Origin of the sequence: Citrobacter sp. CK185, from assembly GCF_030333565.1 — a bacterium.
In the GTDB taxonomy this organism is placed as follows: Bacteria; Pseudomonadota; Gammaproteobacteria; order Enterobacterales; family Enterobacteriaceae; genus Citrobacter_B; species Citrobacter_B koseri.
Genome location: NZ_JAOWFR010000026.1, coordinates 144260 through 161092 on the forward strand (window position 1 = coordinate 144260; position 16833 = coordinate 161092).

The 16833-nt window shown below is 50.5% G+C and carries 15 protein-coding genes; 7 read left to right on the plus strand and 8 right to left on the minus strand.

Features of this window, described 5'->3' with window-relative positions; genetic code table 11:
* Positions 1–63: 63 nt before the first annotated feature.
* Complete coding sequence (gene azoR, locus OGV79_RS15445; protein WP_012132314.1) at positions 64–669, plus strand: FMN-dependent NADH-azoreductase; 606 nt, start codon at positions 64–66, stop codon at positions 667–669.
* 62 nt (positions 670–731) lie between these two features.
* Here the strand turns inward: azoR and OGV79_RS15450 are convergent, their stop codons facing one another.
* From OGV79_RS15450 to OGV79_RS15480, 7 genes are all read right to left on the minus strand, one after another.
* A complete protein-coding gene (locus tag OGV79_RS15450; RefSeq protein ID WP_012132313.1) occupies positions 732–1601 on the minus strand; it encodes an aldo/keto reductase family oxidoreductase in 870 nt (289 codons plus the stop codon).
* 117 nt (positions 1602–1718) lie between these two features.
* Positions 1719–2042 (minus strand): YdbL family probable chaperone protein, encoded by a 324-nt coding sequence (locus tag OGV79_RS15455; protein WP_024130313.1) that lies wholly within the window; start codon positions 2040–2042, stop codon positions 1719–1721.
* A gap of 7 nt (positions 2043–2049) precedes the next feature.
* Complete coding sequence (locus OGV79_RS15460; RefSeq protein ID WP_012132311.1) at positions 2050–2232, minus strand: YnbE family lipoprotein; 183 nt, start codon at positions 2230–2232, stop codon at positions 2050–2052.
* A complete protein-coding gene (locus OGV79_RS15465; protein ID WP_286468678.1) occupies positions 2229–4868 on the minus strand; it encodes a YdbH family protein in 2640 nt (879 codons plus the stop codon). Before OGV79_RS15465 ends, OGV79_RS15460 begins: the two co-directional genes overlap by 4 nt.
* 344 nt (positions 4869–5212) lie before the next feature.
* Positions 5213–5656 (minus strand): DUF417 family protein, encoded by a 444-nt coding sequence (locus tag OGV79_RS15470; RefSeq protein WP_012132309.1) that lies wholly within the window; start codon positions 5654–5656, stop codon positions 5213–5215.
* 47 nt (positions 5657–5703) lie between these two features.
* The gene (locus tag OGV79_RS15475) at positions 5704–6165 is read right to left on the minus strand and encodes a helix-turn-helix transcriptional regulator (protein ID WP_012132308.1); all 462 of its coding nucleotides are present in this window, start codon (positions 6163–6165) and stop codon (positions 5704–5706) included.
* A 49-nt stretch (positions 6166–6214) separates the two neighbouring features.
* Complete coding sequence (locus OGV79_RS15480; RefSeq protein WP_286468679.1) at positions 6215–7237, minus strand: YadA-like family protein; 1023 nt, start codon at positions 7235–7237, stop codon at positions 6215–6217.
* A gap of 1458 nt (positions 7238–8695) precedes the next feature.
* Between OGV79_RS15480 and ldhA the strand changes: the two genes are divergently transcribed.
* A complete protein-coding gene (ldhA, locus tag OGV79_RS15485; protein WP_012132304.1) occupies positions 8696–9685 on the plus strand; it encodes a D-lactate dehydrogenase in 990 nt (329 codons plus the stop codon).
* 113 nt (positions 9686–9798) lie between these two features.
* Entirely contained in the window at positions 9799–10221 is a 423-nt protein-coding gene (gene hslJ / locus OGV79_RS15490; RefSeq protein ID WP_012132303.1) for a heat shock protein HslJ, read from the plus strand.
* Here the strand turns inward: hslJ and OGV79_RS15495 are convergent.
* Positions 10218–10484 (minus strand): putative hemolysin, encoded by a 267-nt coding sequence (locus OGV79_RS15495; RefSeq protein WP_286449556.1) that lies wholly within the window; start codon positions 10482–10484, stop codon positions 10218–10220. The two genes, hslJ and OGV79_RS15495, sit on opposite strands and share 4 nt — an antisense overlap.
* Before the next feature lie 275 nt (positions 10485–10759).
* Here OGV79_RS15495 and nifJ point away from each other — a divergent pair, with 275 nt between their 5' ends.
* The 4 genes from nifJ to uspF all read left to right on the plus strand — a co-directional run bounded on the left by nifJ (position 10760) and on the right by uspF (position 16659).
* Positions 10760–14284 carry a pyruvate:ferredoxin (flavodoxin) oxidoreductase gene (nifJ, locus tag OGV79_RS15500; protein WP_115614764.1) on the plus strand — a complete coding sequence of 1175 codons (3525 nt, stop codon included), beginning with the start codon at positions 10760–10762 and terminating at the stop codon, positions 14282–14284.
* Positions 14285–14649: 365 nt separating this feature from the next.
* Positions 14650–15789 carry a porin OmpC gene (ompC, locus tag OGV79_RS15505; RefSeq protein ID WP_112002058.1) on the plus strand — a complete coding sequence of 380 codons (1140 nt, stop codon included), beginning with the start codon at positions 14650–14652 and terminating at the stop codon, positions 15787–15789.
* Between the two features lie 141 nt (positions 15790–15930).
* Positions 15931–16149, plus strand: coding sequence for a KTSC domain-containing protein (locus OGV79_RS15510; protein WP_012132297.1), 219 nt, complete (start codon positions 15931–15933; stop codon positions 16147–16149).
* Between the two features lie 75 nt (positions 16150–16224).
* Positions 16225–16659 (plus strand): universal stress protein UspF, encoded by a 435-nt coding sequence (gene uspF, locus OGV79_RS15515; RefSeq protein WP_012132296.1) that lies wholly within the window; start codon positions 16225–16227, stop codon positions 16657–16659.
* Positions 16660–16833 lie beyond the last annotated feature (174 nt).

The window sequence follows — 16833 nt, forward strand, 5'->3', positions numbered from 1 at the left end:
TGTGAATAGAGTGTCAACAAGCAACGGGGCTCACCCCATTCAAACACATAAAAGGAAACACCCATGAGCAAAGTATTAGTTCTTAAATCCAGTATTCTGGCAGGGTACTCTCAGTCTGGTCAGTTGTCTGATTATTTTGTTGAACAGTGGCGCGAAAAGCATCCTGCGGATGCAATCACCGTGCGCGACCTGGCCGCGAATCCTGTTCCGGTACTGGATGGCGAACTGGTGGGTGCCCTGCGCCCGAGCGACGCTCCGCTGACTCCGCGTCAACAGGACGCGCTGGCGTTGTCCGACGAGCTGATCGCAGAACTGCAAGCGCACGATGTGATCGTCATTGCGGCGCCGATGTACAACTTCAACATCCCGACTCAGTTGAAAAACTATTTTGACCTGGTTGCCCGCGCGGGCGTCACCTTCCGTTACACCGAGAAAGGGCCGGAAGGTCTGGTGACCGGTAAACGTGCGGTGATTCTCTCCAGCCGTGGTGGTATCCACAAAGATACGCCGACTGACCTGATCGCGCCGTACCTGAAAGTCTTCCTGGGCTTTATTGGTATCACCGACGTGAACTTCGTGTTTGCTGAAGGGATTGCTTACGGCCCGGAAGTCGCGGCCAAAGCGCAGTCTGATGCCAAAGCGGCGATTGACAGCGTTGTTGCTGCATAAGATTTATTTGCCTCATCCGGCCTGCAAGGGGTGTCATCCTCCCGCAGGCCGGATAACCTCCATCAGGCATTCATGCCATTCAGCACCGCAAGAACCTCATCCGAAAGTTGCAAATCCCCTGCCGCCATATTTTCACGCAAATGCGTCACTGACGACGTTCCCGGAATTAACAGGATATTGGCTGAACGTTGCAGCAACCATGCCAGCGCTACCTGCATTGGCGTCGCATTCAGGCTGGCGGCAACGTCGGAGAGCGTTGATGACTGCAACGGCGTAAACCCGCCCAGTGGGAAGAACGGCACATAAGCGATACCCTCGCCCGCCAGCGCGTCAATGAGTGCGTCATCCTGGCGATGGGCAATGTTGTACTCATTCTGCACGCAAACAATTTCGGCAATCTTCCTCGCCTCAGCCACCTGTTTCGCAGTGACATTGCTCAGACCGATATGCTTCACCAGCCCCTGCTGCTGAAGTTCTGCCAGCACGCTAAAACTCTCTTCGATAGATCCTTCATGCGGGCCATGACCGTCGCCGAACATAACGCGCAGGTTGACCACATCCAGCACATCAAGTCCGAGATTACGCAGATTATCGTGAACCGCCTGCTTCAATTCCGCAGGCGAGAAAGCGGGCAACCACGACGCATCTTCCCCGCGACGGGCGCCAATTTTGGTAACGATCGCCAGATCGTCAGGATACGGATGCAGCGCTTCTCGAATGATTTGGTTCGTAACATGCGGGCCGTAAAAATCGCTGGTATCAATGTGATTCACACCCAGCGAAATCGCCTCCCGAAGCACCGTCAGCGCGACGTGACGATCTCTCGGCGGGCCAAATACACCAGGTCCTGCCAGTTGCATTGCCCCATAGCCCAGCCGTTTTACCTGCCGGGAACCGAGAGAAAACGTCGCTGAATTACCGTGACTTGCCATAACTGCCCCTCTTGCTGAATATCGCTTCAGAGCAGACAGTATAGAAACTTACCCTGCAAATTATCGCGCTTTATCATACAAAACAGAAAATACGCAGAAGCTACGCACTGTTGCCAGTTACTTTTTCAGCCACTTACCGTTAATGCCCTGCACATACTCACCCGGTTTTGCACGGTCGACCAGCTTTTGTCCGGCCATTTTCGCCACCTCATCCACCGGAATCTGATGGCTTTTCGCCAGCTGTTGATAACTGGCGCTACGCTCTTTATTAATCTCGCTGACGAGCGAGCGCGTTTCTGGATCGGTTGCCAGCGCCACCAGATAACCATTAAGCGTTTCCCCCACTCGCCCTTGCGTTCTCGCTTCGCTCAGAGTCAACGCGATGGCGTTGCAGCTCAATAAACTCAGGATAAGAACGGTCGCTCTAAGCTGTTTTTTCATCATGACCTCAGAACAAATCACTGCGTGACTTCAATAAACTTTCCACGTCCTTATCAACCTTGATATGAATTTCATGCTCAATTTTGACGTTCATATTGATGGTGATCGGTTCCTTCGGCGCTGCAACTTCAATACGCGGCGTACAGCCAGCCAGTAAGAAGAGCGCCAGCATGGCAATCATCGTTTTCATTGTTGTTCCTCACATTCCTTGCCTTCCGGGCAACGGGTTTCCGGCAACGCGGTGTTTTGTTCAAGCCATGCCTGTAAGTTGTCGCCAAAACGCAAACTGCGCCAGAGCGTAAAGACATTTTCTTCATGGGTATAGTTCAGGTTAACCGTGCCGACTTTACCGTCCACATGGCTTTTACCCGTGACCGTCGCCTGCATGGTCAGCACGCCCAGATTGTCCAGATTAATCTTCGTCCACGAACGGGCAATCTCCATATAGCGTAGCCAGTTGATTGCCGCGCCTGCCGCCATATTGTCTTTGACGACCGCATCGGCGGTATCTTTATCGATACGCAGCGTCATCGGGCCTGGATTGGTTAACCAGCCGTCTTTAATGATCCATTTTTCATTGCTCAGCCACAGCGGAAGCGCGCCGCTAACCGGGCCGGACATCGCAAATTGTTTGGGATTCACCGCGCTGATCAGTTCGCTGGAAGAGACATTTTGCACCCGCAGTAGTGCCGGATCGTGCTGCGGCATACGCAGCTGTTTCATGATGATTTTGCCGCCCAGCACATCCACGCTCACGTCACTCAGCAATAAAGGATTCTCTTCGCTCCACGGATAGCTTCCCTGGAGATCGGCCGTGATATTTTTCGCGGTGACCTGGTTTACCACCTCTGCGATGCGTAATGACACCGGCCCGCGCGTCCCCAGTTGCCAGGCACCCTGACTGAAACGGAACGGCAACACAAAATCGACGCCGTTGATTTGGTTGTCCGGCATCCAGGCGCTACCGCCTTTCAGTACGCCGTGTCCACCCGCTTCAAACCCCTGCTCCTCTGCGGCGGAAAAAGCCACCTGCGCGTACAGTTCGCCTGCGCGCAAATTCATTTTCCAGTCAGGAGGCAGCAAGGGCTGGAAGACCGTAACCGACTGTTTTGGCCACCAGGCCTGCCCGCGTAAACGAATGCCGTCCCAGCGCCCATTTACCCGTACTGGCCCAATCGCCCCTGCGTGCAGGTCGCCTTTGAACTGGAATACCGTTGGGTCCGTTCCTTCAACGCTGAATTTGAGCGTTGACGGCGGTAAGACGCTGCCGCCGGTGAACACGGTATTGCCCGCATCCAGCGATAACGCGCCGCTGAAGGTCGGGTTCCCGACATCACGAACCCACACGATCGGTTTATCGAGCACCAGGCGCGGAGACGCCACCGTCATCGTGCCGTATTGCAGTTGATCGAACCCGGTGGACAGGTCGGTCAGCGTGATGGTGTTGTCGTGCCATTCTCCTTTCCCGGCGACATCCCAACTGGCGTTCATCGGGGTGAAGCTGCCCTCGCCCCAGTAACGCCACTGCCAGCGCCCTGCATCGGGAAGAAAATCATCCGCCAGCCCATCAAGATGCAGGACAAAGTCGCCCATCTTATTTTCGTGCGCGCGTAAAATTGCCTGTAATCGGCCATCAACTCCGCGTTGGGTGACTTTTACGCCAGCCAGCGGCCAGCGAATTTCGTCAATATCCAGAGAGTCAATCACCCGGCCACGAGAACGCAACAGCGCGCCGGGTTCAAAGGTCAGTTGTGGATCGGCCAGACTGCCGGTGAGCTGTGTCGGCAGTACCGCATAAAAAATCAGATCATCCTGTTTCGCTTCACCGGTTAAACGCAGGGGCATGTCGCTGTTATCCATACTCAGCTTGCCTGGCCCAATCGTCAGCACCGCATTGCCTTTACCCGCATCGCCTTGCGTCAGAACATTCAACCGGCCGCTTATCACCGCATTTTCAAGACCTGCCTGCCAGTTATCAATGTTGATCCCCAGACGTCCGCTCAGCGGAAAGCCCTGATACGGCCAGTTCCAGCGTCCATCGCTGATGGCAAGTTGCTGGCGAGTAACCTGCCAGGGGAGATCGAGCAGCGGCTCCGGGTTACCGCGCGCCATGACGATCAGCTGTCCGGCGTTGTCCCGCCACTCCAGTTCCGCATCCACCAGCGACGGTTCCTGCGGCAGGCTCAGCGTTGCGACGGCGTGTCCGTTCACTGGCAGCCCGTCCGGCACCAGAGGTAGCGTAAATTCCCCTTCCAGTTTTACAGGGGGCTGATTTTCGAAGGCGCTCACCTCCAGTTGGCTGACGGTGAAGTTTTGCCCGTGCAGCCGCCCCTGAAAGTTGACCTTCTCGCCCTGATAACGAATCTGTTGGAGGGCTGGCGTCAGCGAAAGCGACAATTTCCCCTGCCATTCCTGCCAGGGAGAAAGAATAAGCCTGTCGATATTAACCCAGGTATTAGGCAGCATAGACTGCCATTCTGCGAGCGTGCGCGGCGCTGCGGGCGATGGTTCAGATTCAGGGAGTTTTGCCAAACAGGCGGAGTCCAGTTCAAGCGTACCGATATTCAGCTGCCAGCGGCTGGGATGGGTGAGTTCCGCGCCGCTCATGCGTGCTAACGGGCAGTCCTCCACCAGATAACGCAGCTCCGGGATATGCAGGCCGTGGCGCGTAAGTTTCGGGCTTTCATCCAGCGCGATACGCGTACCAACCGGTAACCAGATGCCCGCCAGCGTAGGAAGCCACAGGCCAAGCGTCATGAGCAGCGTTAACGGTATAAGGATCAATAATAAAAGTAGCGCGAGAACGGCTTTGTATTTACCCTTCATGGGTAGTTAATATCCTGATTTAGCAAAAATTAAGCCGGTAAGGCCCGTATTGTGGCATGTTTGGGCGCTCAGTTGAAGGCGTCGCCCTCACTAAGGATAGATGTTCTGCCGCGACCCAACAATTTTGAGGTCGTCTTAGAAATGATAAAGTTGATGATATAACAGAGCGTTAGTATCCGATCCTTCTGCCATCTCACCGTGATGGCGCACATCCGCAGTCAGGCAAACATTTTGTACTGAATTAACTCAGTCTCCTGATTTATTACGGAAAACAGAGGCGCAGAGGACTGACCATTTGCAGATCCTCTGCCAGGGCTCACATTCCTGCCATTCTGTAGCAGCGTTTATACCCGGTATGTTCCATTCCTGAATGCCAGATACCGGGTAAGGTCATATTTCAGCAAAACTGCGCCAGCGCCAATCAAGAGAACATCCTTGATAATGAAGCTGTCAATTTTCCCCAGTTGTGGCAGCAGGCTCAGAGTCGTTACTCCTGTAGTGATAACAATGAGATCGCCAGATATGCCAACACCAGGTCGGGCGAAGCCAATGATCAACGCAAGAAATGTAATGGTTTCCATAACGCCAAGGAAATAACTTCCCCCGTGGACACCAAAAATCAAATACAGAATATTGAGCCATGTTGATGAAATCAGAGGCTCCAGGGCCATAACTTCAAAATCAAACCATTTATAAGTACCAAACAGCATAAATACACCGATAACGCTCAGGCGAAGAATGACGATATCGTAATCTGAGCGAATAAATCGATTAATGAAATTCTTCATTCATATTCTCCGGGAAGATAATAATGAGATGCCAGCCAGATTTTATCTCAGATGAGAAATATCAGTTCAAAAAAAGCATTCCGATCAATGCCGTTACTTTTAAATGGCAGGTGCATTCCATTTTTTAAGCCGATTTTTTTCTTGATATTGTAAATATGCGAATATACTGTTTTCTTACTTCGACCTCTCACCCTGGCGATTTGCTCTACACTAAAGTGTTTATAGTATAAAAGGAAAGCGATAATTCTTTCATTATGTGTTAATGATTTACCTTGATCATTCAAACAAGATCCATGCTTCATATTGCAAGGCTCTGACTTGCAGGCAAGGTAAAAATCATACCCGTAGAAAAGTATGCTCATGAGTCCGGCGAACTCATTATCACAGATAATAAAATACGTTTCTCTTTCGCTGTTAAAATGTTCAACGCCAAGTGCCTCACACGAATTGAATAATACTTCAGCGCCTTGCTGAAAATAAAAATCATGCGTCGCGACGATAATTTTCATTATTGCTCCCTGAGCAGGGAGTAAAATACCCCCCTGCTGTAAGCTTTAATCAGAACTCCAGACTAATACCCGTGTTCCATGAAACGGAATCTCCACCGGCCGCAACTGCCATTTTACCTGCAACATTGTCTGTAAAGCGGTAGCCGATCCCAACGGCTACTGCCTGCTTATCTGAATATCCTCCCAATGCCGCAGTAGCATTAAATTTACCCACGCTATAAGGCTGGAATAAACCTGCAAGCGCCGCATTCTGAGCTGCACTTTCACGAATTTCTTTGCGGTTGTTAGATATCTGTTTTTGCAGACCATTCATTCTGTCTGCCGCCATTTTTTGCCAGGATTCATGAAGATCTAAACGGCGACTATTCTTACTGGCCGCAGACTGGTTAGCATTGATTTTTCCAGATAAATATTTGCTGGTCTGAGAAAACTCGCCACGAACAGTTTCCGTATTGCTGTCTATACGCGCGTAAGCATCCTTTTTGACACTGCCGATTTCGCCGCGCAGGGAATCACCCTGCTGCTTAAGCTCGCCACGCACGGCTTTTGCATTACTGTCGGCCCGTGCGTAGGCATCCCTTTTGGCGCTGCCGATTTCACCACGCAGGGAATCACCCTGCTGCTTAAGCTCGCCACGCACGACGTTCGCATTATTGTCAGCCTGTGCAATTGCATCAGCTTTGGCCTGGCCGATTTCGCCGCGCAGAACATCCTTTTGTTCATCCAGTTCTTTATTAACCTTCCCAACGCTTACGGTCACGTCCTGTTTCACCGTATTTATTGCGTCCCGCTGTGAAGCCAGCGAGCGATTTTGAGCATTAATTTGTTCATTAATATAATTTTTCGTCGTATTTGCAGCATCATTTACACGCCCATTTACATATCTAACCACCTCGTTTCGATAATTCTCCCCTTTTTGAGAAAGAGATCGGGCTAATTCGAACAGTTCATTATTTAGTTCTCCCCTGGTAATTGTTTTGTTGGGATCGATCTGCTCTTCTGCCCAACTGATATTGCTTAGAGCACCAAACAAAACCACACCTAACATAGAGGCCATAACATTCTTATGCATGTAAACACCCTTAAATTAAAATTAGGAACAATTTTTATCTATTGCAGAAATAAACAGACTCAACCAGAGAACAACAATCTGGAATTCGCCATCTTTTGCGTAGGAAGTTTTCAATCAACCAGACTTGCCTGATTCCAACTTTTAAATTAATTGCTATCATCTCTCGACTGAAGCCAGAAAGTATTAGTGCAAGAACACTTTTAGACAGCTTCGATAACCTCCCGGAAGAAAGTCGCGCATGTGTTATTTCATTAAGTAAAGGTACTGTATCCGTAAGATATGCTGTATCCTGAACAGATTCTTTCCTTAGTAAAACGGGAGGAAGAAAATAAATTACACGCTGTATTGTTTTATCGTGGTGTTTTACACCGCTTCTCCCTTCAATAGTGAAGTAGTTAAAAAACTCAGCAATGGTCTCATCCACAGGCAAAAAATAGCCATGCTTAAATATCAATGCTGCGCACGGGTAACATTCCCGAACATGCAGCCAGAAACTCAAAAATAAAGACGGCCGCCCATATATTACGACAGTAGCTGAAGGATACCTGTGAAGCTGCTCCAGTAGACTACATGTAGAGCAGGCATTTTCAGTTATTGAAATTGGTTTATTCAATAAGGTTATCTTGCTTACTGTTCCAGGCTTATTCATCGACAGATTCATCGCGTACATTTTTATTCCATTAAAAAGTCGCTACGATACTGCGCGCAGTCATAATAACACCTCCAACTTAACTTAGCCGGATAAGACAGGATTTAACATGCTGTGTTGTTAATAGTATGTATTAAGTTACGGCAATATCACCCCTCCACTCTTGTTTGTATTAAACGTGTTAATAAAAATCACGAGGATTCAAGTTAAAATAACAAAACTAATTTCTTGGTTAAATTATGCTTATTTGGAATCCTTTGACAATCCCTTGATAAACGGGATAACAGGAGCATATCAACGCCTGTTTAAATAAGTGCAAAAAATAAAAGGGAAATTACTGCTGGTCACACCAGACAGGACAATTGGTGAAATTTACAGAAATGTGATAAATATCACAGCAAATGAAAAAGTTCATGAAATTCATCATGGAATGGAGCGATGGGCGGAGCAATTATCAATTTTTGTCAATCAATTGAAGCGATAGGTGATTTCGTATGAAAGTGAGGGTTTGCAGGTTATGTCTGTCGGTTGTTCGACGTTACGAACGTCTGTCAGACTGATTCGCTACAGAAAGAATACGTCAGTCTGTGGAAGAGTAACTGACCCACTGATAAGGCGTGGGTTCAGAATGACCGAAAGGGAAATATGTGTTAAAGAAAGTTGTTTAATTTTAGTATGATAGGTGCCTTAAGAAGAGATGTTCTAAAATTATTCATTATGTCATGGTTACGCCTATCAATTATTTTTTAAATTTTGTAAGATAATTTTAATTGATTCAATGTTATTCCACCATCGCTGGAGAAAGTCTTATGAAACTCGCAGTTTACAGTACAAAGCAGTACGACAAGAAGTACCTGCAACATGTTAACGAGTCCTTTGGTTTTGAACTTGAATTTTTTGACTTTCTGCTGACTGAAAAAACGGCAAAAACCGCCAACGGTTGCGAGGCGGTATGCATCTTCGTTAACGACGACGGCAGCCGCCCGGTTCTGGAAGAGCTGAAAAAGCACGGCGTAAAATACATTGCGCTGCGTTGCGCTGGCTTCAATAACGTCGATCTGGACGCCGCAAAAGAGCTGGGTCTGCAAGTCGTGCGCGTCCCGGCCTATTCTCCTGAAGCCGTCGCCGAACATGCGATTGGTATGATGATGACGCTGAACCGTCGCATTCATCGCGCTTATCAACGTACCCGTGATGCAAACTTTTCACTGGAAGGTCTGACCGGTTTTACCATGCACGGTAAAACGGCTGGCGTGATCGGGACGGGCAAGATCGGCGTCGCCGCGCTGCGTATTCTGAAAGGTTTTGGTATGCGACTGCTGGCGTTTGATCCTTACCCAAGCGCCGCCGCGCTGGAGCTTGGCGTGGAGTATGTCGATCTGCCGACGCTGTTTGCGGAGTCTGATGTCATTTCTCTGCATTGCCCGCTGACAGCTGAAAACTACCATTTGCTTAATCATGCCGCGTTCGATCAGATGAAAAACGGGGTGATGGTGATCAACACCAGTCGTGGGGCGTTGATTGATTCGCAGGCGGCAATTGAAGCGCTGAAAAACCAGAAGATTGGTTCACTGGGGATGGACGTCTATGAAAACGAACGCGATCTGTTCTTTGAGGACAAGTCCAACGATGTGATTCAGGATGACGTATTCCGTCGTCTGTCTGCCTGCCATAACGTGCTATTCACCGGGCACCAGGCTTTCCTGACCGCGGAAGCGTTGACCAGCATCTCGGAAACCACTCTGCAAAATCTGGAACAGCTCTCAAAAGGTGAAACCTGCCCGAACGCCCTGTTCTGACCCTTCTGCTCCCCTGCGTTCAGGGGAGCACTTTCAGATAATCCCCGATGATATACCAGGCTATATCATTACAATTATGAATGATTTCCCGTCAGCAAATGTAGAGAGTTTTAATGAAGAAGATCGTCGCACTGGTTGCACTCAGCATGCTTATGGCAGGCTGCGTCAGCAATGGAAAAGTCTCCGTTAACCGTGATCAGCTACAGCATCACCGTTTTGTTCTGGAGAGTGTAAACGGAAAACCAGTCGCTGCGGGTAAGAACGCCCCGGAGTTAAGCTTCGGTGAAAAAATGACGGTTTCTGGCCGCATGTGCAACCGCTTCAGCGGCCAGGGCAAGCTGTCTGATGGCGAGCTGAAAGTCAAAGACATGGCGATGACGCGTATGATGTGCGCCGACCCGCAGTTAAATGAACTGGATCACACCATTAGCGCGATGCTCAAACAAGGCGCGCAGGTCGACTTAACGGCTAACCAGTTGACGCTGGCGACCGCAGAACAAACGCTGATGTTCCGACTGGCTGATTTAGTGCATTAATAGCTGCCGCAGCTTCCAGCGGCGAGCGACTGTTCACTACAGCGTTTGCCGTTGGGTAATGCGCACATGCCGATCGCCGACCCGTCAAGCTGACGGGCAACAGAGAGCGACCCGCCAATCATGGCGCAGTTAGCGTCCCCGGAACTGGACATTGCCGCCTTTAACCCCGGCGCAACATGCGCTGCCGTCGCCTGCTGAACAGGCTCATTACTACAGGCCGACAATAATAACGCGGCACACCCCACTAAAAACGCTGCGCGCATCTCTCTCCCCTCTGAACGTTAGCCAAAACGACACCGCCATAAATAATAGGCAGGCAGCCCTGCGTCGTCGAGAGGCAAACTGCCCATTTATGCGGTTCATTGACATTTTTTAGCAATTTTTTTGCCCTCTCTTTGATCAAATCATTCATTCCCTCTATTCCAGGGACACAAAAGCGAAAATGGTAGAGATCGGGGTTTGCTAAAATAGAGGAATAACTATCAGGGCCCGCCGATGTTTCGCGAGTCCCTCTTTTTGTGCAATGTAAGGGTGTCATATGATCACTATTGACGGTAATGGCGCGGTTGCTTCGGTCGCATTCCGTACCAGCGAAGTTATCGCCATCTACCCAATTACGCCCAGTTCGACAATGGCTGAGCAGGCGGATGCCTGGGCCGGAAACGGGCTTAAGAACGTCTGGGGCGATACCCCTCGCGTCGTAGAAATGCAGTCGGAAGGCGGCGCCATCGCCACCGTTCACGGGGCATTACAGACCGGCGCACTCTCGACCTCATTTACCTCATCTCAGGGCCTGCTGCTGATGATCCCAACGTTGTACAAACTGGCGGGACAGCTCACGCCGTTTGTACTCCACGTCGCCGCACGCACCATTGCTACTCATGCCTTGTCTATTTTTGGCGATCACTCTGATGTGATGGCGGTTCGCCAGACAGGCTGCGCCATGCTGAGCGCCGGTAGCGTTCAGGAAGCGCAGGATTTCGCGCTCATTTCGCAGATTGCCACGCTGAAAAGCCGCGTGCCATTTATTCATTTCTTTGATGGTTTCCGTACCTCGCATGAAATCAATAAAATTGTGCCGCTGGCGGATGACACCATTCTGAAACTGATGCCGCAGGCTGAAATTGACGCGCACCGCTCCCGCGCGCTCAATCCTGAACATCCGGTGATTCGCGGCACGTCTGCCAACCCGGATACCTACTTCCAGTCCCGTGAAGCCACGAACCCGTGGTACAACGCGGTTTATGACCACGTTGAACAGGCAATGAATGATTTCGCCGGGGCCACCGGTCGCCAGTACAAGCCGTTTGAATACTATGGCCATCCGCAGGCGGAACGCGTCATTATTCTGATGGGTTCCGCAATCGGCACCTGTGAGGAAGTGGTGGACGAGCTGCTGGCGCGCGGCGAAAAAGTGGGCGTACTGAAAGTCCGTCTGTTCCGTCCGTTCTCAGCAAAACATTTATTACAGGCGCTGCCGGAAACCGTACGTACCGTCGCCGTACTGGATCGCACCAAAGAGCCTGGCGCACAGGCCGAACCGCTGTATCTGGATGTGATGACCGCGCTGGCGGAGGCATTCAACAGCGGCGAGAGAGAAACCTTACCGCGGGTGATCGGCGGGCGCTATGGCCTCTCTTCAAAAGAGTTTGGCCCCGATTGCGTGCTGGCTGTTTTCAACGAACTGGCGAGCGCCAGACCCAAATCCCGCTTCACGGTTGGCATCTATGATGATGTCACTAATCTGTCTCTGCCCCTGCCGGAAAACACCCTGCCCGGTACAGCGAAGCTGGAAGCGCTATTTTACGGTCTGGGCAGCGACGGCAGCGTTTCTGCAACCAAAAACAACATCAAGATTATTGGTAACTCCACGCCGTGGTATGCACAGGGTTACTTTGTCTATGACTCGAAGAAAGCTGGCGGGCTGACGGTCTCTCACCTGCGCGTCAGCGAGCAGCCGATTCGTTCCGCTTACCTGGTGGCGCAGGCTGATTTTGTCGGCTGCCACCAGTTGCAGTTTATTGATAAGTATCAGATGGTGGAACGTCTGAAACCAGGCGGTATTTTCCTGCTCAATACGCCGTACAACGCAGATGAAGTCTGGGCCCGTCTGCCGCAGGAAGTTCAGGCGGTGCTGAACCAGAAAAAAGCGCGGTTCTTTGTGATTAACGCGGCTAAAATCGCCCGCGAATGCGGACTGGCGGCACGTATTAATACCGTGATGCAGATGGCCTTCTTCCACCTGACGCAGATTCTGCCTGGTGATAGCGCGCTGGCGGAATTGCAGGGAGCGATAGCGAAAAGCTACAGCAGTAAAGGCCAGGAGCTGGTTGAGCGTAACTGGCAGGCGCTGGCGCTGGCGCGCGAATCGGTAACAGAAGTTCCGTTGCAGGCGGTGGACCCGCACAGCGCAAATCGTCCTCCGGTGGTGTCTGACGCCGCGCCCGATTTCGTTAAAACGGTTACAGCCGCCATGCTCGCCGGGCTTGGTGACGCCCTGCCCGTTTCAGCGTTGCCGCCAGACGGCACCTGGCCGATGGGGACGACCCGTTGGGAAAAACGCAACATCGCCGAAGAGATCCCTATCTGGAAAGAAGAGCTGTGTACCCAGTGTAACCACTGTGTCGCCGCCTGCCCGCACTCGGCGATCCGCGCTAAAGTGGTTTCGCCGGAAGCAATGGAGAACGCCCCGGCCAGTCTGCACTCGCTGGATGTGAAATCACGCGATATGCGTGGTCAGAAATACGTGTTGCAGGTGGCGCCGGAAGACTGCACGGGTTGTAACCTGTGTGTTGAAGTTTGCCCGGCGAAAGACCGCCAGAACCCTGAAATCAAGGCCATCAATATGATGTCCCGCCTTGAACATGTCGAAGAAGAAAAAGTGAATTATGACTTCTTCCTCAATCTGCCGGAAATCGACAAGAGCAAGCTGGAGCGTATTGATATTCGCACCTCTCAGTTGATCACGCCGCTGTTCGAATACTCCGGCGCCTGCTCCGGTTGTGGTGAAACGCCGTATATCAAGCTGCTGACCCAGCTGTATGGCGACCGCATGTTAATTGCCAATGCGACCGGCTGTTCTTCTATTTATGGCGGTAACCTGCCTTCAACGCCTTACACCACCGATGCTAACGGTCGCGGCCCCGCATGGGCGAACTCGCTGTTTGAAGATAACGCCGAATTCGGTCTGGGCTTCCGCCTGACGGTTGATCAACATCGCGTGCGCGTCATGCGTCTGCTGGAACAGTTCGCCGATCGCATCCCAACGGATTTAAACGACGCATTGCACGCCGACGCGACGCCGGAAGTTCGTCGTGAACAGGTCGCCGCATTACGCCAGCATCTGAAAGATGTCGACGGCGCGCATGAACTGTTAACCGATGCCGATGCGCTGATTGAGAAATCAATCTGGCTGATTGGCGGTGACGGCTGGGCCTACGATATTGGCTTTGGCGGTCTGGATCATGTGCTGAGCCTGACCGAGAACGTCAATATTCTGGTTCTGGACACGCAGTGTTATTCCAATACCGGCGGGCAGGCGTCGAAGGCGACGCCGCTTGGCGCGGTCACGAAGTTTGGCGAACACGGCAAGCGCAAAGCGCGTAAGGATCTGGGTGTGAGCATGATGATGTACGGTCATGTGTATGTCGCGCAGATCTCGCTGGGCGCGCAGTTAAATCAGACGGTGAAAGCAATCCAGGAAGCGGAAGCGTATCCGGGGCCATCGCTGATCATTGCGTACAGCCCATGTGAAGAACACGGCTACGACCTGGCGCTGAGCCACGATCAGATGCGTCAGTTAACGGCTACCGGCTTCTGGCCGCTGTACCGCTTTGACCCGCGTCGCGCCGATGAGGGTAAACTGCCGCTGGCGCTGGACTCCCGTCCACCGTCAGACGCGCTGGCAGAGACGCTGCTCAACGAGCAACGCTTCCGCCGCCTGAATGCACAGCAGCCAGACGTTGCTGAACAGCTCTGGAAGGATGCGACGGCGGATCTGCAAAAACGCTATGACTTCCTTGCTCAACTGGCAGGTAAAGCGGAAAAGAGCGGTGCTGAATAATACGGCTGTTTGAGTATTCGTCAGAACGAAAAAAAAGCCCGAACCAAGGTTCGGGCTTGTCAATTCATTCGCTGGAAGATCAGTACTTATCGCAATGGCCCAACGAAAAAAGCAAAATGTGACAATAAAGGCATATAACCCGCGCAGAATATCGCAACAAAATTAAATTGTATAATTTTTATTTTATATGTTTTATTAAAAAACATTCATGTCAATTATCATCATTTCTGTAGAATTATTTAATTAAGATTTTACTTAAGACGTAACAATTCATATTTATCTCTTTACGGAACTTCTCCTTTAGCATGATTTCACTTCCCTTATGGGGAGTCACAGGTAAATAAAAAAACTAAAGGGTTATTTCAATGAAAAGAAAAGTACTGGCTCTCGTAATCCCTGCCCTGTTAGCCGCAGGCGCGGCCCACGCCGCTGAAGTTTATAATAAAGACGGCAATAAATTAGATCTCTATGGCAAAGTAGACGGTCTGCATTATTTCTCTGATGACGCAAATTCTGACGGCGATCAAACATACATGCGTATGGGTTTCAAAGGTGAAACTCAGGTTAACGATATGATCACGGGTTACGGCCAGTGGGAATATCAGGTTCAGGCTAACGGTACCGAAGGTGATAAAGGTGACTCCTGGACTCGTCTGGCATTCGCAGGTATTAAAGTCGGTGACTATGGTTCATTCGACTACGGCCGTAACTACGGCGTACTGTACGACGTGGAAGGCTGGACCGATATGCTGCCAGAATTCGGCGGCGACTCTTATACCAAAGCAGACAACTTCATGACCGGTCGTGCTAACGGCGTAGCAACCTACCGTAATACCGACTTCTTCGGTCTGGTGGATGGTCTGAGCTTTGCGCTGCAATATCAGGGTGCGAATGAAAACCAATCCGGCAGCGAAGACACGTATTCCCAGGAGGGGACAAATAACGGCGGCGACCGTGATGTGAAAAACTCCAACGGTGACGGCTTCGGTATCTCCTCAACTTACGATCTGGGTATGGGCGTAAGCTTCGGTGCGGCATATACCACTTCCGACCGAACGAATCAGCAAGCAAATCACTCTACTGCTGGCGGTGATAAAGCAGATGCGTGGACTGCTGGCCTGAAATATGACGCTAACAACATCTATCTGGCGACCATGTATTCTGAAACACGTAACATGACGCCATATGGTGGAAAAGACAGCTGGAGTGATAGCACCATTGCCAACAAAACCCAGAACTTTGAAGTTACAGCGCAGTACCAGTTCGACTTCGGTCTGCGTCCTGCCGTATCTTTCCTGATGTCTAAAGGTAAGGATCTGGCCGGCGGTGAAGATAAAGACCTGGTTAAATATGCTGACGTAGGCGCGACCTACTACTTCAACAAAAACTTCTCCACTTATGTTGATTACAAAATCAACCTGCTGGATGAAGATGACAGCTTCTACACTCGCAACGATATGTCTACTGACGACGTCGTTGCTCTGGGTATGGTTTACCAGTTCTAAGTCCGTCAGCCCGCTGGCAACGGCGGGCTTTTCTCATAACAACAGTGTTTTATCTATACTAAAACAATATATTTGTTGCGCTAAAACTCTCCATTGATAGATGATATATTGCATAAAGATCTGCTGTAGAGGACGCCGGCAATGAACCATCATCCCGTTAAATCATCCCGTATTGCATCCGTCGGCTATGACGAAACCTCCAGCACGCTGGAAATTCGTTTTCATCGAACCGGTACTCTGCAATATCTCGGCGTCCCGTCGCGTATTTTCCGTGATTTTCTTGTCGTGGTTTCTAAAGGCCGCTTTTATGACGGCGTGATCAAAGGGAAATTTCCAGAGCAGAAACCAAACTCACGCTAAAATGTGACTCCTGTCATTGTACATAAAGTGCCATTAAGGGTTAAACTTTAATCGGATACTTAAACAGGAGGTTTTATGAGCAGAACGATTCTTGTGCCCATCGATATTTCAGATTCAGAATTAACTCAACGCGTTATCACCCATGTTGAAGCCGAGGCAAAAATAGATGACGCAGAGGTCCATTTCCTGACCGTTATTCCGTCACTGCCTTATTACGCCTCTTTAGGCCTGGCCTACTCAGCAGAGTTACCGGCTATGGACGATCTGAAAGCCGAAGCAAAATCTCAACTGGAAGAGATTATCAAGAAGTTCAGTATTCCTGCCGACAGAGTACAGATTCATATCGCGGAAGGTTCTCCGAAAGATAAAATTCTGGAAATGGCTAAAAAATTACCGGCAGACATGGTGATTATTGCTTCTCACCGCCCGGACATCACCACGTATCTGCTGGGCTCCAACGCCGCAGCGGTCGTACGCCATGCCGAATGTTCCGTCCTGGTGGTTCGCTAAACGCATCAGCCCGCACGCCGTTGCGGGCTTTTCATATCCACTTTTCAACCCTGCACGCTTACCTGCAACCTGAGGTATAACGGGTATAAATGTGCTGACATTCTTCTCGCCAATCCGTACCATACACGCCACAGTTTTTATATCAGATTTCTTTTGCCGGTCTTTCCGGCGTGA